The sequence below is a fragment of the Moorella thermoacetica genome (assembly GCF_001267405.1).
Lineage (GTDB): Bacteria > Bacillota > DSM-521 > Neomoorellales > Neomoorellaceae > Neomoorella > Neomoorella thermoacetica.
Genome location: NZ_CP012369.1, coordinates 802,631 through 825,707, shown reverse-complemented (window position 1 = coordinate 825,707; position 23,077 = coordinate 802,631). Strand labels below are relative to the sequence as shown.

Here is a 23,077-nt window from a genome sequence, read left to right as displayed (position 1 = left end):
ATAGCCTCCTTCCGTTTTTGTAAATAGCGGCGGCCTCTATTCTTTCCAGGCCTGGCCAAGGGGCCGTGGCGGCTCAAGGTTAAATTGCTGTTCCCGGCCGCCGTCCTCATCCCCTGGGCCATGGCAGCAGCCGTTTTCACCTGGGGCTGGTTCCAGACCCGAAAAACGGCTGCCGGAGAGGCCGGAAAGACAGCCTGACATTCCTCAATCCTTCAATCCCCCGTCAATACATGCATCCAGCACGGTGCGGCAGAAGCTAAAATATAGAACTCATAAAGCTCCATAACGGTTGATTCCGGTGCCGGGGGGTGATATAATATCGACTGTGACAAACGCTGATGTGGCTCAGTGGTAGAGCAGCGCACTCGTAATGCGCAGGTCGAGGGTTCGAATCCCTCCATCAGCTCCAGCTAAATCAAGGCCTCCGAGGATCGCCCAGGAGGCCGTTTTTGTGAATTGGTGCCCATTTGGTGCCATTCCATATTTTAGCAAAATAACCCGCCCCTCTAATCCACGTTTTACTACAGAACCACCGGCCCCGGCCCAAGTATGAGTGGATAGTGCCTATCCGTGCCAAAATGGTTAATCGGTCGGCTCCTTTCTCAAGAAACAAATCTCTGACTCCTCCTGGGGTAATGCAGCCTCAAAGGGTACCCTTTGATGTGTAAGTTATAGGGCATACCAGGGCATATCCCACTTTGCCCTCTGGCGAGACTACGAGGGGTGGTTGCCAACCCGCTTGTTCATGTCCGGCCTGCGGGTTAATTGGGATCCGGGGAGATTAGAAACAGCCCGTGCTCGATGGCACGGGCTTTCGTCCTTCTCCTTATTGTTCAATGGAATATCATGAAGAGCACGATCGTGGTCACAATCGTTACCAGGCCTTCCAGCAGGGTAGCCGCTGTCTGGGCCTTATAGGCATCGGTGACCTCCAAACCCGAAAACTGCGACACTACCCAGAAGTAACTGTCGTTAACATGGGAGACGGTCATAGCCCCGGCGCCTATTGCCATTACCGTCAGGACAAGATCCATTGGAGACGTCAACCCTAGCTGCGGCAGCAGGGGAGCTATAAGGCTCGAGGTGGTAACAAGGGCCACCGTCGAGGAGCCCTGGGCGGTTTTGAGCATGGCTGCTATGATAAATACAAGGATAATAGCCAAGGGACCCCCCGCAATGTTTCCTCCAGCTAAAGACTTAATATAATCCGAAATAGGAGTGGCTGACAGCACGGCCCCGAGAGAGCCGCCTGCGCCGGTTATGAGTAAAATAATCGCTGAATCCTTAATCCCCTGCCCCACCCAGTTCATGAGCGTCTCTTCGTCAAACCTGGGGAGGAGCGTAAATGACAGCAGAACGCCTATCATAAGGGCGTTGACCGGCGTGCCCAGAAATATAATAAAATTGTTCCCCGGGCCGGCATACTTTGTAAACTTGGCCACCGAAGCGATGGCTATAAGTATGATCGGCACCACGATAGGCAAAAAGGATTTTACTGCTCCGGGTAGCTCCTAGAACTGTTTTTTCAGTTCGTCGTAACTCAGACCGGTCTGGTCTACTTCCGACGTGATATTTTTACCAACCCTATAGGCCCACCAGAGTCCCGTAAGAGCCGCCGGTATCGATACCAGCACGCCTATCAGGATGACAAGCCCCAGGTCCGCGCCCACGTTTCCTGCGGCAGCTATCGGCCCCGGCGTTGGCGGTACCAGCGTGTGGGTGGCGTAAAGGCCGGTAGACAAAGCGACGGCCATTACGGCCATAGGGATCTCAGCCCTCCTGGCCAGGGCTTTATTGAGGGGAGTCAAAATAACGTACCCCGAATCACAGAAAACCGGTATGCTGGTGATATAACCTATTATGCTCATGGCCAGGGGCGATCTTTTAATCCCTACTATATTAAGCACCACCTCGGCCATTTTCAGGGCCGCTCCGGATTTTTCCATGATGGTGCCTATTATCGTCCCGAAGACTATCACGAGGCCGATGTTCGTCATTAAATTACCAAATCCCTGGGCAACTACGGAACCGACGAACTCGACGGGCATCTTACTGAGAAAACCCACGCCGTATGCCGCCAGGATAAGGGCGAGGAACGGATGAAGTTTTAGCCTGGCAGTAGCGAAAATTATAAACAGGATCGCCAGGACCACTATCACAAGCAGCATGGGACCGTGTACCATAACCGTCTTTGCGGCAGCTAGCTGTTCCGGTGTCATTTACTCTACCCCCCAGACTTAAATAGACTTTAAAAATACTTTCGCAATTTTCTCTAGCAAATTCTTCCTCCCTCCTATAGCAAACCCCCAGATTTAAGTATGTCTTTTCCCGGAACTCCCTTTATTATGACGACCAGGGAGGTGCCTGTCAAGGGACAGGCGGATTTGATTAGGTGGAAGTAGGAGGAAGCCTTACAATATTTTTGTATGCTCCAGGGTGCAGAATGTGAGGTCGATATATCCCGCCGGTAAAAAGGCCCGCCAGTCCATTGGCCCCCCGGCCGGATGGTTAAAAAACCGGCCCCCGGGCTAATTTAAAGCTCTGGGGGGCCGATTATTATTTCTACTACTACAGCCCGGCGTCGGCCCGCAGGGCCTCGACCTTGTCCAGGCGCTCCCAGGGGAGGTCCAGGTCGGGCCGGCCGAAGTGGCCGTAGACGGAAACCGCTTTGTAGATGGGGCGGCGCAGGTCCAGGTCGCGGATAATCGCACCCGGCCGCAGGTCAAAGTGGGCGCGGATCAGCTCCACCAGGCGGTCGTCGCTGACCTTACCCGTGCCGAAGGTTTCCACGCTGATGGACACCGGCCGGGCCACGCCGATGGCGTAGGCCACCTGGACCTCGCAGCGGTCGGCCAGGCCGGCGGCCACCACGTTTTTGGCCACGTAGCGGGCGGCGTAGGCGGCCGAGCGGTCGACCTTGGTGGGGTCTTTACCGGAAAGGGCGCCGCCGCCGTGGCGGGCCATGCCGCCGTAGGTGTCGACGATGAGCTTCCGGCCGGTAAGGCCGGTGTCGCCCTGGGGACCGCCGATGATGAAGCGGCCGGTGGGGTTGATAAAGTAGCGGGTACGGTTGTCCAGCATCTCCGCCGGGATGACCGGCTTAATGACTGTTTCCAGGACCTCGTCCCGCAGGGTGGCCATGTCGATGTCGGGCCGGTGCTGGGTAGAGATGACCACCGTATCCACCCGGACGGGCCGGCCGTCCTCGTACTCCACCGTCACCTGGGACTTTCCGTCCGGCCGCAGGTAGGGCAGAATACGTTCCTTGCGCACCGCTGCCAGCCGCCTGGTCAGGGCGTGGGCCAGGGCGATGGGCATGGGCATGAACTCCGGCGTCTCGCTGGTGGCGTAACCGAACATCATGCCCTGGTCGCCGGCGCCCAGGGTTTCCACCTCGTCCCGGGCTTCCCCCTGCTTTTTCTCCCAGGCCTCGTTGACGCCCATGGCGATGTCCGGCGACTGCTCGTCTATGGAGGTGATCACGGCGCAGGTATCGCAGTCGAAACCGAACTTGGCGCGGGTGTAGCCGATCTCCCGGACCGTCTCCCGGGCCACCCGGGGGATGTCCACATAGCAGTCAGTCGTTATCTGGCCGGCCACCAGGATCAGGCCGGTGCTCACCAGGCATTCGCAGGCCACCCTGGCCTGATTGTCCTTGGCATATATGGCGTCTAGTACGGCGTCGGCTATCCGGTCGGCTATTTTATCGGGATGCCCCTCGGTAACCGATTCTGATGTAAACAGCTTACGCGTCATATTTTAGTCCTCCCTTTCCGGCCCTCTCTCTCCCCTGCAAAAGCGCGGGAGGGCGGCGACGGCATCCAGGATGCGGTAGGCCGCTTCTAATTTGGGCAGCCGGGGTAATTCTTCGTAACGGCCGCCTGGGTAAAGCAGGGTGACAATATTCGTATCGCTGCCGAATCCCGCCCCGGGCCGGGTGACGTCGTTGGCTACCACCAGGTCGAGGCCCTTGGCCGCCAGTTTATGCCTGGCGTTGGCCAGGAGGTCCTCCGTTTCGGCAGCAAAGCCGACGAGCAGTTGCTGTTCCCGTACCCGCCCCAGGGCGGCCAGGATGTCTTCCGTCGGCTCAAGGCTGATGGTTAATTCCTCCAGGGTTTCTTTTTTTATCTTCCGGTCTGCTACTCTCCCAGGCCGGAAATCGGCAACAGCCGCGGCCATGATAACCACATCGGCCCCATTGAAGCGCTCCTTTAGACTGGCGAGCATCTCGGCCGCCGTCCGGACCGGGACCGCTGTCACCCCGGGCGGCGGCGGCAACTGGCTGGCGGTGATGAGGGTCACCCGGGCGCCCCGCTCCCAGGCCGCCCGGGCCAGGGCGTGTCCCATCTTGCCGGAACTATAGTTGCCAATGTATCGCACCGGGTCCAGGGGTTCCCGGGTGCCCCCGGCCGTCACCAGCACCACCCGATCCCGGAAATCCTGGGGAGCCAGGGCGCGGCGGCAGGCGGCGACGATCCGCTCCAAGGCTGCCAGGCGGCCCTTGCCCGTGGCACCGCAGGCCAGGAAGCCCTCCTCCGGCTCAACGATGCCCCAGCCCCGTCTCTTCAGCGTCGCCAGGTTCTCCTGGACGGCAGCCTTGGCGAACATATGGACGTTCATAGCCGGGGCCACCAGGGTGGGGCAGTCTACCGCCAGGGCGGTGGTGGTCAGCAGGTCGTCGGCTATACCGGCGGCCAGCTTACCCAGGATATTGGCCGTAGCCGGGGCCACCAGGAAGAGGTCGGCCCCCCGGGCCAGGTCGATGTGGGTGAGGGGACCCCCGCTTCCCTCCCCGAAAGTTTCAGTCAGGGCCGGGTGCCCCGTCAGGGTGCTGAAGGTCAGGGGGGTGATAAACTCCCGGGCCGCCCGGGTCATAATCACCCTCACGGTGGCCCCTTCCTGGACGAGGAGGCGGCAGAGTTCCGCCCCCTTATAGGCGGCGATACCACCGCTCACCCCTAAGATGATGTTTTTACCCTCGAGAACCCTCACGCCTTCTTCTTGCCCCATTCATATTTAATCTTGCCGGCGGCGATTTCCATGAGAGCTATGGTCACGGGTTTGGTACCTTTCGGATACTGGGCCGCGAATTGGCTCTCGGTCAACATCCGCGCCCTCTTGGCCGCCAGGACCGCCAGGGCGTATTTACTGCCGGCCCGCTTTTCCAGTTCATCCAATGATGGCTGCTTCATACTCCATCCCCCCAGGGACGTTCTCAGTTGTCCATCCGGTTTTTAATCCACGGGTTCCTCTGCGGAGGCAAGAGGTTCCCTGGAAGACAGGCGGTGGGCTACCGTCTCCGGCTGGACCGCCGAGAGGATAATGTGATCGCTGTCGGTGATAATCACGGCCCTGGTCCGGCGGCCGTAGGTGGCGTCGATTAACATGCCCCGGTCGCGGGCTTCCTGGATAATCCGCTTTATAGGCGCCGATTCCGGGCTGACGATAGCCACTATGCGCCGGGCGGACACGATGTTGCCAAAGCCGATGTTGATCAACTTGATGTCCATAACTCCCCCTCCTCAGCTACTCGATGTTCTGGACCTGCTCGCGCATCTTTTCCAGCTCGCCCTTGACCGCTACTACCAGGTGGCTGATGGTCAGATCGCCGGCCTTGGACCCGATGGTATTTATCTCCCGCCACATTTCCTGGAGGATAAAGTCCAGCCGCCTCCCGGCCGGTTCGGCGCCAGCCATGGCGGCCTGCATCTGCTCCAGGTGGCTGGTAAGACGGACGACCTCTTCGGTGATGTCAGCGCGCTCCGCCATCAGGGCTACTTCCATCTCCAGGCGGCCCGGGTCGAGGGCCATACCGCCGGTCAGTTCGTCCACGCGCTCCCGCAGGCGGGCGGCGTATTCCCGCGGCACCTCCGGCGCGCGCTCGCGGATGGCTTCCACCTGGCGGCGGACAAAAGCGGCCCGGGCCTCCAGGTCGGCCTGGAGGCGCTGCCCCTCGGCCCGGCGCATTTCCAGGAGACCTGCCAGGGCCGCTGCCAGGGCCCTGGCTACCACCGGCCATAAAGTAGCCTCGTCCCACTCCGGTTCGGCTACTGTGATGACTTCCGGCAGGGATAACAGCCCGGCAGCGGTAATATCCGCCGAAATAGACAATTTTTGAGCCAATTCCTTCAAAGCATTATAATACGCCATTGCCAGTCCCGTGTCAACGTTGACGGGCCGTTTTTCCGCATTATCTTCCTTTATAGTCAGTACTACCTCGACACGGCCCCGGTTGAGGCTTTTTTTCAACTCCTGACGGATCTTTTCTTCCAGGGCGCCGTAGGCCCGGGGCAGGCGCACTACTACGTCCAGGAAGCGCTGGTTGACGGCCCGGATCTCGACGCTCACGGTTTTGCCGGCGCCGCTGGCCTCGCCCCGGCCGTAGCCCGTCATGCTGTTCAACATAGTTAAAATTCGACCTTCCCCAGGACCCGGCGCAGGCGCTCGATGGCCTCCTGCATCCTCTCCTTGCTGATGGTCAGGGCGATGCGGAAATAGCCTTCCCCGTAGTTACCGTAACCGTTCCCCGGGGTGATGATGACCCCCGCCTTTTCCAGGACCATCTCGGCAAAGCTGGCCGAGGTATACCCCCGGGGCACCGGGGCCCAGACGTAGAAGGTGGCTTTGGGCTTTTCCAGATGCCAGCCCAGGGAGTTAAAGCCTTCGACGATGATATCACGCCGTTCCTGATAAACCCGCCGGACTTCGGCCAGGCCCTCCTGGGGTCCCGTCAGGGCGGCGATGCCGGCATACTGGACAGCCTGGAAGGCCCCAGAATCGATGTTGGACTTGATGCGGGCCAGAGCCTCGATGACGTCGGCCCGGCCGCAGGCCCATCCCAGGCGCCACCCCGTCATGTTATAGGGTTTGGATACGGAATTAAACTCGATACCCACCTCTTTGGCACCGGGAGCCTGCAGGAAGGAGGGGGCGCGGTAGCCGTCGTAGGTGATTTCGCTGTAGGCAGCGTCGTGGCAGACAATTAAATCGTAGCTCCTGGCAAACTCGACGACTTCCTGGAAGAACTTGAGGTCGGCCACGGCGCCGGTGGGGTTGTTGGGATAATTGATAAACATGAGTTTCGCCCGGCGGGCTACATCGCTAGGGATGGCCCCCAGATCCGGCAGAAAACCGTTGGCCGCCGTCAGGGGCATAAAGTAGGATTCCCCGCCGGCCAGGAGGGTGCCGATATTGTAGACGGGATAGCCGGGGTCCGGCACCAGGTTGATGTCCCCGGGGTCGACGTAGCAGAGGGAGATGTGGGCGATACCCTCCTTGGAGCCGATGAGGGTGACCACCTCCCGCCGGGGATCGAGGTCGACACCATAAAGCCTCTGGTACCAATCGGCCACCGCCTGGCGGAAGGCCAGCAGGCCTTCGGAGGTGGGGTAGCGGTGGTTCTCCGGGTTGTGGGCCTCGGCGACCAGCTTGTCTATCACGTGGGACGGAGTTGGCATATCGGGGTCGCCGATGCCAAGGCTGATGATATCCACTCCCCGCTCCCGGGCCTCGGCGATTTTTTTCTCGATACGGGCAAAGAGGTATGGCGGTAGTTCGCGAATCCTTCTGGCTTCCTGCATGGTGCGCGTCCTCCTTATGGAAATAGGGTTCTGGCAAAAAAGGATATTAACGTCAATCTGCCGCTAGGGGTGAGGCAGGTTCCCTTCGGGCGCTGGTTGCGCCATTATACTTGTGTCGAACTCGGCCGGCTTCGGGCGCGGCCACAACTCGGCCCTGCGGGCCTCAAACAGGGTGGCCGCGCTATTCCTCAGCCGTCCTCGTTCTTCTGAACTAAGCGCAAAGGCGCCCTCCGGGAACCTGCCTCACCCCCTCTAATGCTCATATTCCATTGTTCGCTGGCGGGGACGTCAACCCCTATGAGGGGCTCCTCTGTTAATAAAGGCTTCCCGAAAATGCTTAGATCGTCACTTACGGTAAGCGCGGCATAGTTCCCGTATCCTCGTTTTGCCGCCGGGCGCTTAATCCAGGGGAAAATCGCCCCGGAACACCTCTACGGCCGGGCCAGTCATATAGACATGGTTATCCACCGGCGACCATTCTATCTGCAGGTCCCCGGCGGCCAGGTGCACTGTTACCTTCCTGTTGCTGCGGCCGGTGAGGGCCCCGGCCACAGCGGCGGCGCAGGCCCCGGTGCCGCAGGCCATGGTCTCGCCGGCCCCCCGCTCCCAGACGCGCATCCGCAGTTCTTCCCGGTTAAGCACCTGGATAAACTCTACATTGGTGCGCCGGGGGAAGAGGGGGTGGTGCTCCACCACGGGGCCCACCGTGGTTACAGGCGCCCCGGTAACATCCTCAACAAAAAAAACGCAGTGGGGATTGCCCATGGAGACACAGGTGCCCCGCCAGGTTTCCCCATTAACCTCTATCGGTTCGTCCAGCACCGGCGAGCCCGTACCGGCCATGGGAATCTGCTCCCGCTCCAGGTGGGGCGCGCCCATATCCACCCGGACGCCGGCCACCCGGCCGCCCTCAAGGATCAGCCGGGGTTTAATAATGCCGGCCAGGGTCTCCACCTGAAGTTCTTCTCCCTCCGCCAGGCCGGTTTCATAAACGTAGCGGGCGAAACAGCGAATGCCGTTGCCGCACATCTCCGGCTCGCTCCCGTCGGGGTTAAAGATCCGCATCCTGAGCCGGGCCTGTTCGGAGGGCAGGACCAGGATCAGGCCGTCGGCGCCAATACCGAAACGGCGGTGGCAGACCCGCCGCGCCAGGCCAGGTAAATCGCCGGGCACCTTTTCCGTCATGGCGTTTACCAGGACAAAGTCATTGCCCAGGCCGTGCATTTTGACAAAATGCAAACCTGATCACCCTTACTCTACAAGCATCTTGTTTTATTTTAACATTACCCTCTTACTTTTACCACCACTATTTTAACGCTCCCAAACCAGGCGCCGGACCTGGGCCACCAGGTAGTAATTAACACCCCCCAGGAGGGTGCGCCAGCCGGCGGCCAGCAAGATAACGCCCCAGTGGAAAAGATTCAAAGGAACTGTTTTAAAAACAACCTGGAGGGGCGGCAGGTAGAGCACCAGAAGCTGCATGGCCAGAGAAGCGGCCACCGCCATTACCAGGTAGGGGTTGGAGAAGTAACCTACCGCAAAGGGGGACAGGTGTTCCGAGCGGCACTCAAAGACGGCGAAGAGCTGGGCCATGACCAGGGTGGTAAAGGCCAGGGTGCGGGCGGTGATGAGATCGCCGTCGCCCAGGTATAAGCCCAGGATAAAGACACCCAGGGTAGCCAGGCCTATCTGCAGACCCAGGAAGGCCATGGCCTTACCCAGGCCGCGGGCAAAGACGCTTTCCCCCGGCGGGTGGGGCGGCCGTTTCATGAGGCCCGGTTCTTTATTGTCTATCCCCAGGGCCATGGCCGGCAGGCCGTCGGTCACCAGGTTCATCCAGAGGATCTGGATGGGCAGCAGGGGCAGGGGCAGGCCGCTGATGACGGCCACGAACATGGTCATTACCTCGCCGATATTACACGAGAGCAGGTAACGGATAAATTTACGGACGTTGTCATAGATACCACGTCCCTCTTCGATGGCGGCCACGATGGTGGCGAAATTATCGTCGGCCAGGATCATGGCGGCGGCCTCCCGGGTTACATCGGTACCGCTCTGCCCCATGGCGATGCCGATGTCGGCCTCTTTAATGGCCGGAGCGTCGTTAACGCCGTCCCCGGTCATGACCACGATATGGCCGCTGGCCTTCAGGGCCCGCACCAGGCGCAGCTTATGGTGGGGCGCCACCCGGGCGTAGACATTGACCCCCGGCGCCATCCGGGCGAGGTCGGCATCGTCCATGGCTTCCAGCTGCTGGCCGTTTAAGACCTCACCCTCCCCTGCCGGCAGTCCCAGTTCCCGGGCCACGGCCCGGGCGGTGACCTGATGGTCGCCGGTAATCATGACCACCTTGATTCCCGCCTGGCGGCAGACCTAGATCGCCGCCGCCGCCTCGGTCCGGGGCGGGTCGATCATACCTATGAGCCCCACTAGGACCAGGTTTTTCTCCACTGCTGCCGCCTGAAGGTCCGTCCCGGGCTCCAGATCGCGGTAGGCCACGGCCAGGACCCGCAGGGCCCTGCTGGCCATGGCTTCATTCTCCTCCTGGATCTCCCGGCGCCGGGCGGCATCCAGGGGCACGACCTGCCCGTCCAGGAGGATGGTGTCGCAGAGGTCGAAGATGACGTCCGGGGCGCCCTTGACATAGGCCCTGAGGCCTTTACCCACCCGGCAGATGACGCTCATACGCTTGCGGTCGGAATCAAAGGGGATCTCGGCTAGCCGGGGTTCCTCCCGTTCCAGCCGTTCCCGCCAGAGACCGCCCTTGGCGGCCGCCACCAGCAGGGCGCCTTCCGTTGGGTCGCCGCTGATGGTCCATTCGCCGCCGTCGCGGCCGTCGAAAAGCTTACCGAAAATACCGCCGCCCTTCTTCTCACCTTTATCCCTTTTACCCCCGCCCCCGCGCAGCCAGCCGCCGATGGTAAGGCCTGCCTTTTGCAGCTGGGCGTTGTTGCACTGGGCGGCTATGGTCAGAAGCATCTTCAGGTCCCCGGTGACGGCTGCCCGCCGGCCCTTCTCCTGGTATTCCCCCCGGGGGTTATAGCCCGTCCCGCTTACCTGGAGGCTGCGGCCTCCCACCCAGACCCGACGCACCGTCATCTGGTTCCGGGTCAGGGTGCCGGTTTTGTCCGAGCAGATGACCGTGGCACAACCCAGAGTTTCTACAGCCGGCAGTTTGCGGATAATAGCCTGGCGCTGTACCATTTTCTGCACCCCCAGGGCCAGGCAGACGGTGACGATGGCCGGCAGGCCCTCGGGGATGGCTGCCACCGCCAGGCTGACGCCCGCCAGGAACATGCCGTAGAGGTCTTCCCCGCGTAAGGTACCGGCAACCACCACAGCTATGCAGATGGCCAGACAGGCCAGGACCAGCCAGCGGCCCAGGGCGGCCAGGCGTTTTTGCAGGGGGGTCTCCTCGGCCTCCACTTCCTGGAGCAGGCCGGCGATCTTGCCGAACTCCGTAGCCATGCCGGTAGCCACCACCACAGCCACGCCCCGGCCGCCGGTAATCACCGTTCCCTGGTGCACCATATTACGCCGGTCGCCCAGGGCCACCTCGCCCGCCAGGGCCCCGGGCGCCTTGGGCACCGGGGTCGACTCGCCCGTCAGGGCCGCTTCATCGGCCTGGAGGTTGCTGCCGGTGAGGACCAGGGCGTCGGCGGCCACCCGGTCGCCGCTTTCCAGGAGAAGGATGTCGCCGGGCACTATCTCCCGCGCCGGTACCCGGCGGATCTCGCCGTCCCGCCGCACCCTGGCCTCGGGCGCCGCCATCTCCTTCAAAGCCTCCAGGGAACGTTCGGCCCGGTATTCCTGGATAAAGCCCAGGATGGCGTTGATGATGACGATGGCGACGATGGTAATGGCATCGGCCACTTCCCCCAGGAAGGCTGATACGGCCGTGGCCGCCAGGAGGACCAGGACCATGAGGTCCTGAAATTGGGACAGAAATAACCTGTACGGCGGGACCCCCGGCCGGGCCTGGAGCTGGTTGGGCCCCTTTTCTTCCAGGCGCCGCCGGGCCTCTATTGTCGCCAGACCCCGGCCGGCGTCGACCCCCAGGACCATTAAGGCTTCTTCAGGACTCAACTGGTACCATGGTCGTGACTGCATTCCCCTCGCCCCTTCTTTCTTCCGGAATCACCATCAGTCTATGCCTGTCCCTGGAAGAAAAGAACAGACGGGCGAGGAGTTTCCAGCCGGCCAGTTTATGTGGTATAGTAAATCGCAGGAGCCCCTCATGGGGCTAACGCCTTTGCCAACGAACAATGAGATAAAGCCAAGCCACCCCCGCCGCCGAGCAAGGCTGAGCGTAAAGTTTGCTAGCCGAGAACCACCGGAGCCCAGAGCCTGTACCCCCAGCCCCAAAGAAGCTGGAATACACCTGAAACAGCAATCACCTTTTTGGCAAAACCCTATTTTTGGAGGAGCACCACAGCCATGGCATTTGATGGCCTTTTCCTGGCCGCCATCAGCGCAGAACTATCCGGCCTGACAGGCAGCCGGGTGGACCGCATCTTTCAACCGGAAAAGGAGACCGTTATCCTCCACCTGCGTAAAGGTCGCGACACCAGGAAGCTGCTTCTTTGCAGCCTTTCCGACCAGGCCCGGGTCCACCTGACGACGGCCAGTTTTACCAATCCCCCCACCCCGCCCCTTTTCTGCATGGTCCTGCGCAAGCACCTGGAAGGGGGTATTTTGACGGCCGTCGAGCAGCCGGGCCTGGAACGGGTGCTGAAACTCCACTTTAACACCACCGACGAGCTGGGACGGCAGGCCCCCCGCTTGCTGTTAATTGAAATCATGGGTAAGCACTCCAACATCATCCTGCTCAACCCGGAAGGTAGCATCATCGACGCCGCCCGCCGCTACACCCATGCCGTCAGCCGCCACCGGGAGGTCCTGCCCGGCCGGCCCTACGTCCCGCCACCGGCCCAGGACAAGGCCGATCCCCGAAAACTCGACGACGAGGCCTTCACTCGCCTCCTCTATGAGGGTAACTGGGGCGATCCCCTGGAGCGTCTGCTGGTAAACAGGCTGGCCGGCGTGGGGCCGGAAACGGCCCGGGAGATTATCCACCGCGCCGGCCTGCCGGCCGGGACGACCCTGGAGGGCTGCGGCGCGTATGAAGTGAACCGCCTCTACCAGGCCCTGGGGGAGGTGCTGGCGGCCACCGGCCCCGCCGCCTGGAAGCCGGAGGTCATCCTCCGGCCGGAGGGGGAACCCCTGGCCTTCGCCTCCTTTGAGCTCCACCAGTACCAGGGTTTGCCCCGGGAGCACCCGGCCACTCCGGGCGCCGCCTGCGATTACTTCTACTCCCTCCGCCGGGAGCACCAGCTCCTGGAAGGTACCCGGCGAAGCCTGGAGCATATCCTGGAAAAGGAGTTAAAGCGCTGCCGCAAAAAGGAGGGCCTCCAGGCCGCCACCGTAGCCGAAGCCGCCGGGGCGGAGGAGTTCCGCCTGGCCGGGGAGCTCATCACCGCCAATATCTACCGCATTAAAAAGGGCCAGGCCAGCCTGACGGCGGCCAATTTCTACGACCCGGACGGCGAGCCCGTTACCATCGAGCTCGACCCTTCCCGTACCCCGGCGGAAAACGCCCAGTGGTACTTCAACCGCTACAACAAGGCCAAGCACGCCGCCCGCCTGGCAGCCGCCCAGCTGGAACAAACCAAGGCTGAAATAGCCTACCTGGAGAGCATCGCCCAGGCCGTCAGCATGGCCGCCACCAGGGACGACCTGGAAGAGATCCGCCGGGAATTGCGCCAGGCCGGTTACCTGCCTGAGGAAAGGGACAAACAAAAACCCGGTAAAAAGGCCGCTAAACCAGAAGCGCATCAGCCCTCCCGGCCCCTGGAGTTTACTTCCCCGGATGGTTTCAAGATCCTGGTGGGCAAAAACAACCGCCAGAACGACTGGCTGACCCTGAAACAGGCCGCGGATGGCGACCTCTGGCTCCACGCCAAGGATATCCCAGGTTCCCACGTAATTATCCGCACCGGGGGCCGGGAGGTGCCCGCTACCACCCTGGAAACGGCCGCCCGCCTGGCGGCCCGCTACAGCCGCGCCGGCCAGTCCAGCCGGGTGCCGGTAGATTACACCCTGGTGAAACACGTCCGGAAGCCCCCCGGCGCCAGACCGGGAATGGTCATCTACGACCACCAGCGGACGGTTTATGTCACGCCGGCGGAGTAGAATGCCGGCGGCAGTGCCCCTGGCAGGAAGAAAAAGCCCCGGCCGGTTGCTAGAGCACTTAACCCCGGCCGGGGCTTTTCCCTTTATTTTTTCCTTTTTGTCGTCAGGTTATTGGGCGGCGTCTTATACGGGTTTTCCCTCAGATTTTCACCTTTTGTCTCCAGGTCCCACAGATCCCGGGGGGACTCTTCCCGGACAAGCTCGTGCCGAAAGGTCTTCTGCTCGTCACGGATTTCCTCTTCGCCCATACCGCACCTCCAGGATAAGAAAGTCTAGCGTTAGTTTTTCCCGCGGCCGGGGTAAATACCCGGCCTGGTACCGGCCCCCCGTTCCTGCCGTGCTGATTAGAGTCTGTCGTTACGGCCGCTCCGGTCAATCTTACGGGCAATATCCTTGAGAACCCCGTAGATGTTGGTCAGGATGATTATTATAAACCCCAGCATAAAGAAAGTTATTATTTCCTTTGTAAAAAAGGCAATTATACCCATAACAACGAGGATAAAAGTGTTCCAGGCGGTACTGGTAAAGAATTTGTCCAAGCTTATGCACCTTCCGATTTAGGTTGCCGGGAGCTAACCCCATAAAGTTACCCATTCCAACGAGATTAAAAAAGCCCACGCCTTGCTTATGACCAAAGGAATTATTGCGGTTTCCATATTGTCAAAAACTCTTCAGGGTTGAGCACTTTGATTGTCGTACGTGAAAGAAAATGTTTCTTATTCCAGCTAATAATATACTCTACTTGATAACCTTCAGCTTCACGTAAAAAAATAGCGTCGCCAAAAGTCATTTGGTGGGTAACTTTTGCCATTAGTTCCTGCAAAAATTTAGTATACCATTCCTTGGCAGAATCAATCTTTAAATCATAGGGATCAAGAATACGAATAGGATAAACGGAGGCAAAATCAAACAACCATTGCTGCAATTCTTTGGCTGAAAGGTTAAAAGAAGCAATGCCGGTAAGTTCTAATAACGAAAAAATAGAAAACCCCGCCTCGAGCCGCGATAACTCTTGAATGAATTCCTTGTTTATAGCGTAATGACTATCCCCTGGAAAAAAACGATCGATTATAAAAATATTAGTATCCAGTAAGATCATAAGGATCCCCTTTTAAGTGCCGGTCCATTTCTTCCCAGGTCCTGTAGGCAATCTGTTTTCTCATTTTAGCTGTTATCTTTTCAAAATCAGTGGCGATTTGCCTGGTATCCCTGGCAGCCAGTTCTGGACTTTCTTTTAAAATTTGTTGCCGCAAATGCTGGTAAAGGCTATCATGTCTATCTTCTGCAACAACCAGGTCACGTGGATTGAAACCTTTTAAAGTGGCTACAGGTTTACCGCGATTGGTTATAATAATAACCTGGTCTTTTTGTACCTGCCTCAAGATTTGGGTTGCTCTATTTTTAAACTCCCGGGTATTGATAAAGTTAATTCGTTCCATCGTGTCATCACCTGTTACTATCATTGTAGCCCTACATGACAAAAATTATCAAGCATGAAAGCAGGCCGAAGTTATTATTTCACCATCTCTATTTCCGCCGCGATGGCCCGGGCGGCGGCGACGGGGTCGGGGGCCGCGGTGATGGGCCGGCCGATGACCAGGTAGGAGGCGCCCTCCCGCAGGGCCTCGGCCGGGGTCATGACCCGGCGCTGGTCGCCCCGGTCGGACCCAGCCGGGCGCACGCCCGGGGTCACGATGACGAACTCCGGCCCGCAGGCCTCCCGGATGGCCCGGATCTCCCGGGGCGAGGCTACTACGCCGTCCAGGCCGGCCTCCCGGGCCAGGAGCGCCCAGCGGGCCACCTGTTCTTCTACCTCTCGCTCGATACCCACCTCGCAGCGTAGAGCTTCCCTGTCCAGGCTGGTCAAAACAGTGACCGCGATTATTACCGGCGCCGGGCGGTTTAAGGCCGCGGCCTCCTCCCGGACGGCGGCGGCGGCAGCCTGCAGCATGGCCTTGCCGCCGGCGGCGTGAACGTTGAGCATATCCACGCCCAGGCGCACCAGGGCCCGCGCCGCTCCGGCCACGGTGTTGGGGATGTCGTGGAACTTCAGGTCGGCAAATACCCGGCCACCACGCTCCTTTACCATCCGGACGGCCGCCGGCCCGGCGGCGGTGAAAAACTCCAGGCCGACTTTAAACATGCCGGCGTAGGGGGAAAGCCGGTCCACCAGCTTTTCCCCGGCAGCCAGGTCGGGAACATCCAGGGCGACGATTATTTTGTCCTTGGCATGCATGCGGATCATCTCCTGCAGGTACATTAGTGTTGGCAAGCAGGCCAGAAGCCCTTAAATATCGCTTTATGATCTTATAGTTCAAAAAACGGAGTGTAAGCGGAGTGAATATGGGGAGGGTCCGGTACCGGCCCTTAAGTCAGGCTTAACCCCGACCGGTAAAAACCGGAAAAGCCCTTCCCTTCCGGCGCTCTTGATATGCTAAATGGCGGCGGCCCGGCCATCTCGCCTGGTGCTTGAAGGGCCGGCCGGGAAACCGCCCGGCCGGTGCAGCCGCGGGCTGCTGCTCCTGCCGGGGTGGGGCGGAGGCGATTTGGCGCTCCTCCGTTAAGGACGGGAAAGGGGTACATACTCCTGCAGGGGTTTGAGGTTAAACCCGTCGCCGGACTTCAGGGACTGGAGGACTTTGAGCAGGGCCCGGGCCGTATCCAGGGAAGTCAGGCAGGGGATGCCCAGTTCGGCCGCGGCGCGGCGGATCTTAAAACCGTCCCGGCCGGGCATCTTGCCCCTGGTGAGGGTGTTGAGGACAAAGTGGACCTTCCCTTCCCGGATATAGTCGATAATGTGGGGCGAACCCTCGCGGATCTTCCCCACCCTCTCTACGAAGAGTCCCGCTGCGGCCAGGGCGCCGGCGGTGCCGGCGGTAGCCACCACCTGGAAGCCCAGTTCGGCAAAGCCCTTGATGATGGGCACTGCTTCCGCCTTGTCCTTATCGGCGATGGTCGCCAGCAGGGTGCCGTGATGGGGGATGGAGCAGCCGGCGGCTACCAGGCCTTTATAGAGGGCGCGTTCGAAGACGGGATCAATCCCCATTACCTCGCCGGTGGACTTCATCTCCGGTCCCAGGGAGGTGTCCACCTGCAACAGCTTGCCGAAGGAAAAGACGGGGACCTTTACGGCGGTAAAATCCGGCGGCGGCATTAAGCCGCCCCGGTAGCCCTGCTCCGGCAGGCTTTTGCCCAGCATGACGTTGGTGGCCAGGGCCACCATGGGCACGCCGGTAATCTTGGAGAGGTAGGGTACCGTGCGGCTGGAACGGGGATTTACCTCCAGGACGTAGACCTCGCCCCGGTGGATGACAAATTGAATATTGAGGAGGCCGCGCACCCGGAGGGCCCGGGCCAGCTGCTCGGTGTAAGCGACGATCTTTTCCGTCACCCCCGGCGGCAGGCTGTGGGCCGGGTAAATAGCGATGCTGTCGCCGGAGTGGACGCCGGCCCGTTCGACGTGCTCCATGATACCGGGGATGAGGACGGTCTCGCCGTCGCTCACGGCGTCTACCTCCACCTCGGTGCCAGGCAGGTATTTGTCCACCAGGACGGGGTGTTCCGGGGCCACCCGGACGGCGGTGGTGGCGTACTCTAGGAGCTCGCCTTCGCTGTGGACGATCTCCATGGCCCTGCCGCCCAGGACGTAAGAAGGCCGTACCAGTACCGGGAAACCGAGCTCCTTGGCGATCTTTACCACTTCACCCACGGAGGTTGCCGTCCCGCCCCGCGGCCGGGGTATACCCAGTTCGTTCAGCAAAGCGTCGAACTTCTCCCGGTCTTCGGCCCGGTCGATATCGACCACCGCCGTCCCCAGGACCGGAAAACCGGCGCCGGCCACCGTTTGCGCCAGGTTGATGGCCGTCTGGCCGCCGAACTGGACGATCACCCCTTCCGGCTGCTCCTTTTCCAGGACATTCAAGACATTTTCCGGTGTCAGGGGTTCAAAGTAGAGGCGGTCGGAGGTGTCGAAATCGGTGCTGACTGTCTCCGGGTTGTTGTTGATCATTATGGGGTGCACGCCGGCCCGGCGCAGGGCCCAGGCGGCATGGACCGAACAGTAGTCGAACTCGATTCCCTGGCCGATGCGGATAGGCCCCGCCCCCAGGACGGCCACCTTGCGGCCCTCCAGGGGGTGTACCTCATCTTCCACGTCATAGCAGGAGTAATAATAGGGCGTGACGGCCTCAAACTCGGCGGCGCAGGTATCCACCATCTTAAAGGTGGGGCGGATGCCTTCTTCCTGCCGCAGCCGGGTAATGTCCGCCGGCGGCAGGCCGGTAAAGTTGGCAATCTCGCCGTCGCTGAAGCCCATGGCTTTGGCGCGCTTTAAGGTGGCCGCGTCCAGGGCGGGACCGGCGGCGACGAGTTTCTCTTCCATGGCCACAATGGCCTCGATTTCACCCAGGAAATAGGGGTCGATGCCGGTAATTTCGTGGATGGAAGCGATGGTCCAGCCGCGGCGCAGGGCTTCGGCGACGACAAAGAGCCTCTCGTCGTCCGCCTCAGCCATCTTGCGGCGCAGGGCGCTGTCGCTGAAACGCTGGAAGGCCGCCACCTTAAGGCCGTCAAGCTTCAACTCCAGGGAGCGGACGGCCTTTAACAGGGCGCCGCTGAAGGTGCGGTCGATGGCCATGACCTCCCCGGTGGCCTTCATCTGGGTGCCGAGGATACGCTCGGCCAGGGAGAATTTATCGAAGGGGAAACGCGGGATCTTGACGACGACGTAGTCCAGGGCCGGTTCAAAGCAGGCCTTTGTTTCCCGGGTGACGGCGTTGGGGATCTCGTCCAGGGTCAACCCTAACGCGATCTTGGTGGCCACCCTGGCGATGGGATAACCGGTGGCCTTGGAGGCCAGGGCGCTGGAACGGCTGACCCTGGGGTTGACCTCGATAACGTAATAGCGCATGCTCCCGGGGTCCAGGGCGAACTGGACGTTGCAACCCCCTTCGATACCCAGGGCGCGGATGATTTTCAGGGCCGAGCGCCGCAACAGGTGATACTCCCGGTCGGAAAGGGTCTGGGAAGGGGCGACGACGATGCTGTCGCCGGTATGAATGCCCACCGGGTCGATATTCTCCATATTGCAGACGGTAATGCAGTTATCGTTACTGTCGCGGATGACCTCGTACTCGATCTCCTTCCAGCCGGCAACGGAGCGCTCCACCAGGACCTGCTGGATCAGGCTCAACTTCAGCCCTTTCAGGGCAATGGAACGGAGCTCGGCCTCGTTATGGGCCACGCCGCCCCCGGTGCCGCCCAGGGTATAGGCCGGCCTCACGATGACCGGATAGCCGATTTCCCGGGCGAACTCCAGGGCCTCCTCCACCCGATTGACAATCCGGCTCTCAGGTACCGGTTCGTCGATGGCCAGCATCATCTCCTTAAACTGCTCCCGGTCCTCGGCCCGCTGGATGGCCGTCAGGGGTGTTCCCAGGAGTTCGACTCCCGTTTCTTCTAGAACCCCGGCTTCGGCCAGTTCCATGGCCAGGTTCAGCCCCATTTGACCGCCAAGGGTGGGTATCAGACCGTCGGGCCGCTCCTGGCGGACAATCTTCGCTACAAAATCCAGGGTCAGGGGTTCCAAGTGAACGCGGTCGGCTATATCCCTGTCGGTCATGATGGTCGCCGGGTTGGAATTGACCAGGACGACCTCCATTCCTTCTTCCTTTAAAGCCCGGCAGGCCTGGGTACCGGCATAATCAAATTCCGCCGCCTGACCGATGATGATGGGGCCGGAACCGATGACCATTATCTTTTTTAACCCCGGTTTTATAGGCACTTTCTTTCTCCCCTTTCAGTTCCCGGTAGCGTTAAGCACCGGCTACTGCGAACAGGTGTCATTATAGTTATTGCCCCCGGTGTTCGTCTACCAGCCTGATAAATTCGTGGAAGAGGTACTCGGAATCCGTCGGTCCCGGCGAGGATTCGGGGTGATACTGCACGGAGAAGGCGGGCAACTCCCGATGGCGCAGGCCTTCCACCATGCCGTCGTTGAGGTTGATATGGGAGACGACCGCCCCTGTCGGCAGGGAGTCAGCCCGGACGGCGTAACCATGGTTCTGGGAGGTAATATAGACCCGACCGGTGCTTAAATCCTTAACCGGGTGGTTGCCGCCGCGGTGGCCGAAGGGGAGTTTGTAGGTATCGCCTCCCAGGGCCAGAGCCAGGAGCTGGTGGCCCAGGCAAATGCCCATCAGTGGTACCCGGCCCAGTAGTTCCCGGACGGTGGCCACACCGTAGGGAACGTCCTTGGGGTCGCCCGGGCCATTGGAAACGACCACCCCTTCGGGGTTGAGGGCCAGAATAGCGGCTGCTGTACTTCGGGCCGGCATGACGGTAACGGTGCATCCCTCCCGGCGCAGCCAGCGGATGATATTCTCCTTGACGCCGAAATTATAGAGAACTACCCGGCGCGGCCCTCCCTCGACGGTATACGGCTTGGCATTGGTAACCGCCGGTACCAGTTTGGCGCCGCTCAGGGCCGGCCGGGTAGCGGCCAGGGCCTTGATTTCCTCCAAATCCATCTCGCCCGTGGCCAGGATGCCCCGCATGGTGCCCCGTCGGCGCAGGTGCCTTGTGAGGGCGCGGGTATCCACCCCTTGCAGGGCCGGGATGCGGTTTTCCCGGAGGTAATGATCAAGGCTACCCGTTGACCGCCAGTTGCTGGGCCGCGGGCAGGCTTCATGGACGACGAAGCCGGCTACCCGGGGGCCATCCGACTCGAGATCCTCATCGTTAATGCCGTAGTTGCCGATCAGGGGGTAGGTCAGGGCTACAATCTGGCCGCAATAGGAGGGGTCGGTCAGGATCTCTTGATAACCGGTCATGCTGGTATTGAAAACGACCTCCCCGTGAGAGCGGCCGGGGTAACCAAAGGCCTCGCCGCTATATACCGTTCCGTCCTCCAGCACCAAAAACCCGCGCACTGGCACTCACTCCCTTTTTAACCCGATTTTTTTACGAGCCTTGCAGCTAAAATCTCGTGTTCATTCCTCAATGATCTTCCCATTCTCCATCACTACCCGGCCGCCTACAATGGTCAATACCGGCCAGCCTTTGAGCTTCCGGCCCTGCAGGGGCGAGTTGTGGCCTCGGGAATAGAACTCGTTGACATCGACTTCCTTCTCCATGTCGGGGTCGATTATGGTCACGTCGGCCACCCCGCCCGGGACCAGGCTGCCGCCGGGTATGTTGAGAATCCGGGCCGGGTTTGCCGTCCAGGACTTGATGGCCTGTTGCCAGGTTAATTTGCCGGGTAGGATCAGTTCCGTCACCACCAGGGGCACGGCTGTTTCCAGGCCGACCATGCCGAAGGGTGCATAATCGTATTCCACGTCCTTATCCTCGTCGGCGTGGGGGGCGTGATCGGAGGCAATGACGTCGATGTCGCCGGCCGCCAGGGCCGCCGCCACTGCCGCCACATCGCCGGCCGGTCGCAGGGGCGGGTTAACTTTAGTGCTGGTATCGTAACTCTGGACCAGCATGTCCGTTAGGCAGAGGTGGTGGGGCGTGGCTTCGGCCGTTACCCTGACCCCCCGGGCCCGGGCCTCCTTAAGGAGGCGGACGGACCCGGCCGTGCTGACATGGGCCAGGTGCAGCCTTCCCCCGGTCAATTCCGCCAGGATGAGATCCCGGGCCACCATGACCTCCTCGGCTGCCGCCGGGATGCCCCTGAGGCCCAGGATGGTGGCCACCAGGCCTTCATGCATCAGGCCGTCGTTGGCCAGGGCTTCGTCTTCGCAGTGGCTGATTACCGGCAGGTTGAACATTTTGGCGTACTCCAGGGCATGGCGCATGACCAGGGCGTTCATGACCGGGCGGCCGTCGTCGGAGATGGCTACCGCCCCGGCTGCCGCCAGGTCGCCGATCTCGGCGATTTCTTTACCTTCCAGGCCTTTGGAAAGGGCGCCCACCGGGTAAACCCGGACTACCCCCTCCTGCCGAGCCTTTTCTTTGATAAAGTAGATAACACTGGCGCTGTCGGCCACCGGGTTGGTATTGGCCATGCAGGCCACGGCCGTAAAGCCGCCGGCAGCCGCCGCCCGGGTGCCGCTGGCGATGGTCTCCTTCTGCTCGTAGCCCGGTTCGCGCAGGTGCACATGCATATCAATAAGGCCGGGGGTGACAATCATGCCTCCCGCGTCGATGACCCGCGCTCCGGCCGGGGCCTCGAGATTGGCTGCCAAGGTAGTTATTTTCTCGCCTTCGATGAGTATGTCCTGCCGTCCATCCAGGTTTCGAGCCGGGTCAATAACCCGCCCGCCTTTTATTAAAATCGCCATCAGTTGGCACCTCCAATCAACAGGTAAAGCAGGGCCATGCGCACGGCCACCCCGTTGGTGACCTGCTCAGTAATAGCCGCCTGCAGGCCGTCGGCCACCGCCGGGGCGATCTCAATGCCCCGGTTCATGGGACCGGGATGCAGGACCAGGGCGCCGGGCCGGGCCAGTTTCAGGCGCTCGGGGGTAAGTTCATAGAGACGGGCGTACTCCCGCAGGGACGGGAAGAGGCCCTTCTTCTGCCGTTCCCTCTGGATGCGCAGGACGTTGATCACGTCCACACCTTTCAGAGCTTCCTCGGCGTTGTAGTAGACCTTGACGCCCAGGTTTTCAATTTCCGGAGGTATAAGGGTGGCCGGGCCGACAACCCTTACCTCCGCCCCCATTTTCGTCAGGCCCCAGATATTGGAGCGGGCCACCCGGCTGTGGAGGATGTCCCCCAGGATAGCTACCTTGAGCCCCTTAAAACCGCCCAGCTTTTCCTTGATGGTAAACATATCCAGGAGGGCCTGGGTGGGATGCTCATGCATGCCGTCGCCGCCGTTTAAGACCGAGGCCTCGATGGTCCGGGCGAGTAAAGCCGGGCTGCCGGCGGCGCTGTGGCGGATGATGACGGCATCGGTACCCATGGCCGCCAGGGTGCGAGCGGTATCCCGCAGGGATTCCCCCTTCTGGACACTGCTGGTAGCCGTGGCGATGCTCATAGTGTCGGCGCCCATATACTTGGCGGCCAGTTCGAAGGATGTTCGCGTCCGGGTACTAGGCTCGTAGAACATGGTAACTACCAGCTTACCCCGCAGGGTGGGAACCTTTTTAATATCGCGGCCCAGAATCTCCTTCATGGGGGCTGCCGTCTCCAGGATGAGTTCAATTTCTTCTGCCGAGAGGTCCTTTAATCCCAGCAGGTCTTTACGCTGCAGGCGCAAGTGCAATCCCTCCGTTTCCAGGCATAAAAAAACTCCTTATTGCTCTGCCGGCTAATAAGGAGAACGTTGCCGCCCCCATCCTTATTAGCCTCGCCGG

Annotated in this window: 18 protein-coding genes, 1 tRNA gene and 2 pseudogenes; 2 read left to right on the top strand and 19 right to left on the bottom strand. The window is 60.7% G+C overall.

Annotated elements, in window-relative coordinates; translation table 11 throughout:
- Positions 1–36: 36 nt before the first annotated feature.
- Positions 37–201, bottom strand: coding sequence for a hypothetical protein (locus MOTHE_RS13255; protein ID WP_158499099.1), 165 nt, complete (start codon positions 199–201; stop codon positions 37–39).
- Positions 202–334: 133 nt separating this feature from the next.
- On the opposite strand from MOTHE_RS13255, the gene MOTHE_RS04110 reads away from it, so the two are divergent.
- Positions 335–409: transfer RNA gene (locus MOTHE_RS04110), tRNA-Thr, on the top strand.
- A gap of 424 nt (positions 410–833) precedes the next feature.
- Here the strand turns inward: MOTHE_RS04110 and MOTHE_RS04105 are convergent.
- The 9 genes and pseudogenes from MOTHE_RS04105 to MOTHE_RS14215 all read right to left on the bottom strand — a co-directional run bounded on the left by MOTHE_RS04105 (position 834) and on the right by MOTHE_RS14215 (position 11,690).
- Positions 834–2,219: pseudogene (locus MOTHE_RS04105) on the bottom strand (GntP family permease).
- Between the two features lie 349 nt (positions 2,220–2,568).
- On the bottom strand, positions 2,569–3,756 hold the full coding sequence (gene metK / locus MOTHE_RS04100; RefSeq protein WP_053094704.1) for a methionine adenosyltransferase: 1,188 nt from the start codon (positions 3,754–3,756) through the stop codon (positions 2,569–2,571).
- A 3-nt stretch (positions 3,757–3,759) separates the two neighbouring features.
- Entirely contained in the window at positions 3,760–5,010 is a 1,251-nt protein-coding gene (gene coaBC, locus MOTHE_RS04095) for a bifunctional phosphopantothenoylcysteine decarboxylase/phosphopantothenate--cysteine ligase CoaBC (RefSeq protein WP_053094703.1), read from the bottom strand.
- Entirely contained in the window at positions 4,989–5,192 is a 204-nt protein-coding gene (rpoZ, locus tag MOTHE_RS04090; protein ID WP_011392411.1) for a DNA-directed RNA polymerase subunit omega, read from the bottom strand. Before rpoZ ends, coaBC begins: the two co-directional genes overlap by 22 nt.
- A 42-nt stretch (positions 5,193–5,234) precedes the next feature.
- The gene (gene remA / locus MOTHE_RS04085; protein ID WP_011392410.1) at positions 5,235–5,510 is read right to left on the bottom strand and encodes an extracellular matrix/biofilm regulator RemA; all 276 of its coding nucleotides are present in this window, start codon (positions 5,508–5,510) and stop codon (positions 5,235–5,237) included.
- A 16-nt stretch (positions 5,511–5,526) separates the two neighbouring features.
- Positions 5,527–6,393 carry a YicC/YloC family endoribonuclease gene (locus tag MOTHE_RS04080; protein ID WP_201776977.1) on the bottom strand — a complete coding sequence of 289 codons (867 nt, stop codon included), beginning with the start codon at positions 6,391–6,393 and terminating at the stop codon, positions 5,527–5,529.
- A 14-nt stretch (positions 6,394–6,407) separates the two neighbouring features.
- A complete protein-coding gene (locus tag MOTHE_RS04075; RefSeq protein ID WP_011392408.1) occupies positions 6,408–7,580 on the bottom strand; it encodes an LL-diaminopimelate aminotransferase in 1,173 nt (390 codons plus the stop codon).
- Positions 7,581–7,979: 399 nt separating this feature from the next.
- On the bottom strand, positions 7,980–8,819 hold the full coding sequence (gene dapF / locus MOTHE_RS04070; protein WP_011392407.1) for a diaminopimelate epimerase: 840 nt from the start codon (positions 8,817–8,819) through the stop codon (positions 7,980–7,982).
- A gap of 72 nt (positions 8,820–8,891) precedes the next feature.
- Positions 8,892–11,690, bottom strand: a pseudogene (locus MOTHE_RS14215) (cation-translocating P-type ATPase).
- Positions 11,691–12,017: 327 nt separating this feature from the next.
- On the opposite strand from MOTHE_RS14215, the gene MOTHE_RS04060 reads away from it, so the two are divergent.
- On the top strand, positions 12,018–13,772 hold the full coding sequence (locus MOTHE_RS04060) for an Rqc2 family fibronectin-binding protein (protein WP_053094702.1): 1,755 nt from the start codon (positions 12,018–12,020) through the stop codon (positions 13,770–13,772).
- Between the two features lie 83 nt (positions 13,773–13,855).
- Here MOTHE_RS04060 and MOTHE_RS13250 read toward each other — a convergent pair whose 3' ends face one another.
- From MOTHE_RS13250 to MOTHE_RS04020, 9 genes are all read right to left on the bottom strand, one after another.
- A complete protein-coding gene (locus MOTHE_RS13250) occupies positions 13,856–14,020 on the bottom strand; it encodes a hypothetical protein (protein ID WP_158499098.1) in 165 nt (54 codons plus the stop codon).
- Positions 14,021–14,116: 96 nt separating this feature from the next.
- Complete coding sequence (locus tag MOTHE_RS04055; protein WP_053094701.1) at positions 14,117–14,311, bottom strand: hypothetical protein; 195 nt, start codon at positions 14,309–14,311, stop codon at positions 14,117–14,119.
- 101 nt (positions 14,312–14,412) lie between these two features.
- Positions 14,413–14,871, bottom strand: a complete 459-nt coding sequence (locus tag MOTHE_RS04050; RefSeq protein WP_011392404.1) for a type II toxin-antitoxin system VapC family toxin — start codon at positions 14,869–14,871, stop codon at positions 14,413–14,415.
- On the bottom strand, positions 14,852–15,235 hold the full coding sequence (locus tag MOTHE_RS04045) for a type II toxin-antitoxin system Phd/YefM family antitoxin (protein ID WP_162490042.1): 384 nt from the start codon (positions 15,233–15,235) through the stop codon (positions 14,852–14,854). The genes MOTHE_RS04050 and MOTHE_RS04045 overlap by 20 nt, the downstream gene beginning before the upstream one ends.
- Before the next feature lie 50 nt (positions 15,236–15,285).
- Positions 15,286–16,032, bottom strand: a complete 747-nt coding sequence (gene pyrF / locus MOTHE_RS04040; protein WP_236683281.1) for an orotidine-5'-phosphate decarboxylase — start codon at positions 16,030–16,032, stop codon at positions 15,286–15,288.
- Positions 16,033–16,332: 300 nt separating this feature from the next.
- Positions 16,333–19,554, bottom strand: coding sequence for a carbamoyl-phosphate synthase large subunit (gene carB, locus MOTHE_RS04035; RefSeq protein WP_053094700.1), 3,222 nt, complete (start codon positions 19,552–19,554; stop codon positions 16,333–16,335).
- 67 nt (positions 19,555–19,621) lie between these two features.
- Positions 19,622–20,701, bottom strand: a complete 1,080-nt coding sequence (gene carA, locus MOTHE_RS04030; protein WP_053094699.1) for a glutamine-hydrolyzing carbamoyl-phosphate synthase small subunit — start codon at positions 20,699–20,701, stop codon at positions 19,622–19,624.
- Positions 20,702–20,761: 60 nt separating this feature from the next.
- Positions 20,762–22,057 carry a dihydroorotase gene (locus tag MOTHE_RS04025; protein ID WP_011392399.1) on the bottom strand — a complete coding sequence of 432 codons (1,296 nt, stop codon included), beginning with the start codon at positions 22,055–22,057 and terminating at the stop codon, positions 20,762–20,764.
- On the bottom strand, positions 22,057–22,980 hold the full coding sequence (locus MOTHE_RS04020) for an aspartate carbamoyltransferase catalytic subunit (protein ID WP_011392398.1): 924 nt from the start codon (positions 22,978–22,980) through the stop codon (positions 22,057–22,059). Before MOTHE_RS04020 ends, MOTHE_RS04025 begins: the two co-directional genes overlap by 1 nt.
- Positions 22,981–23,077: the final 97 nt, after the last annotated feature.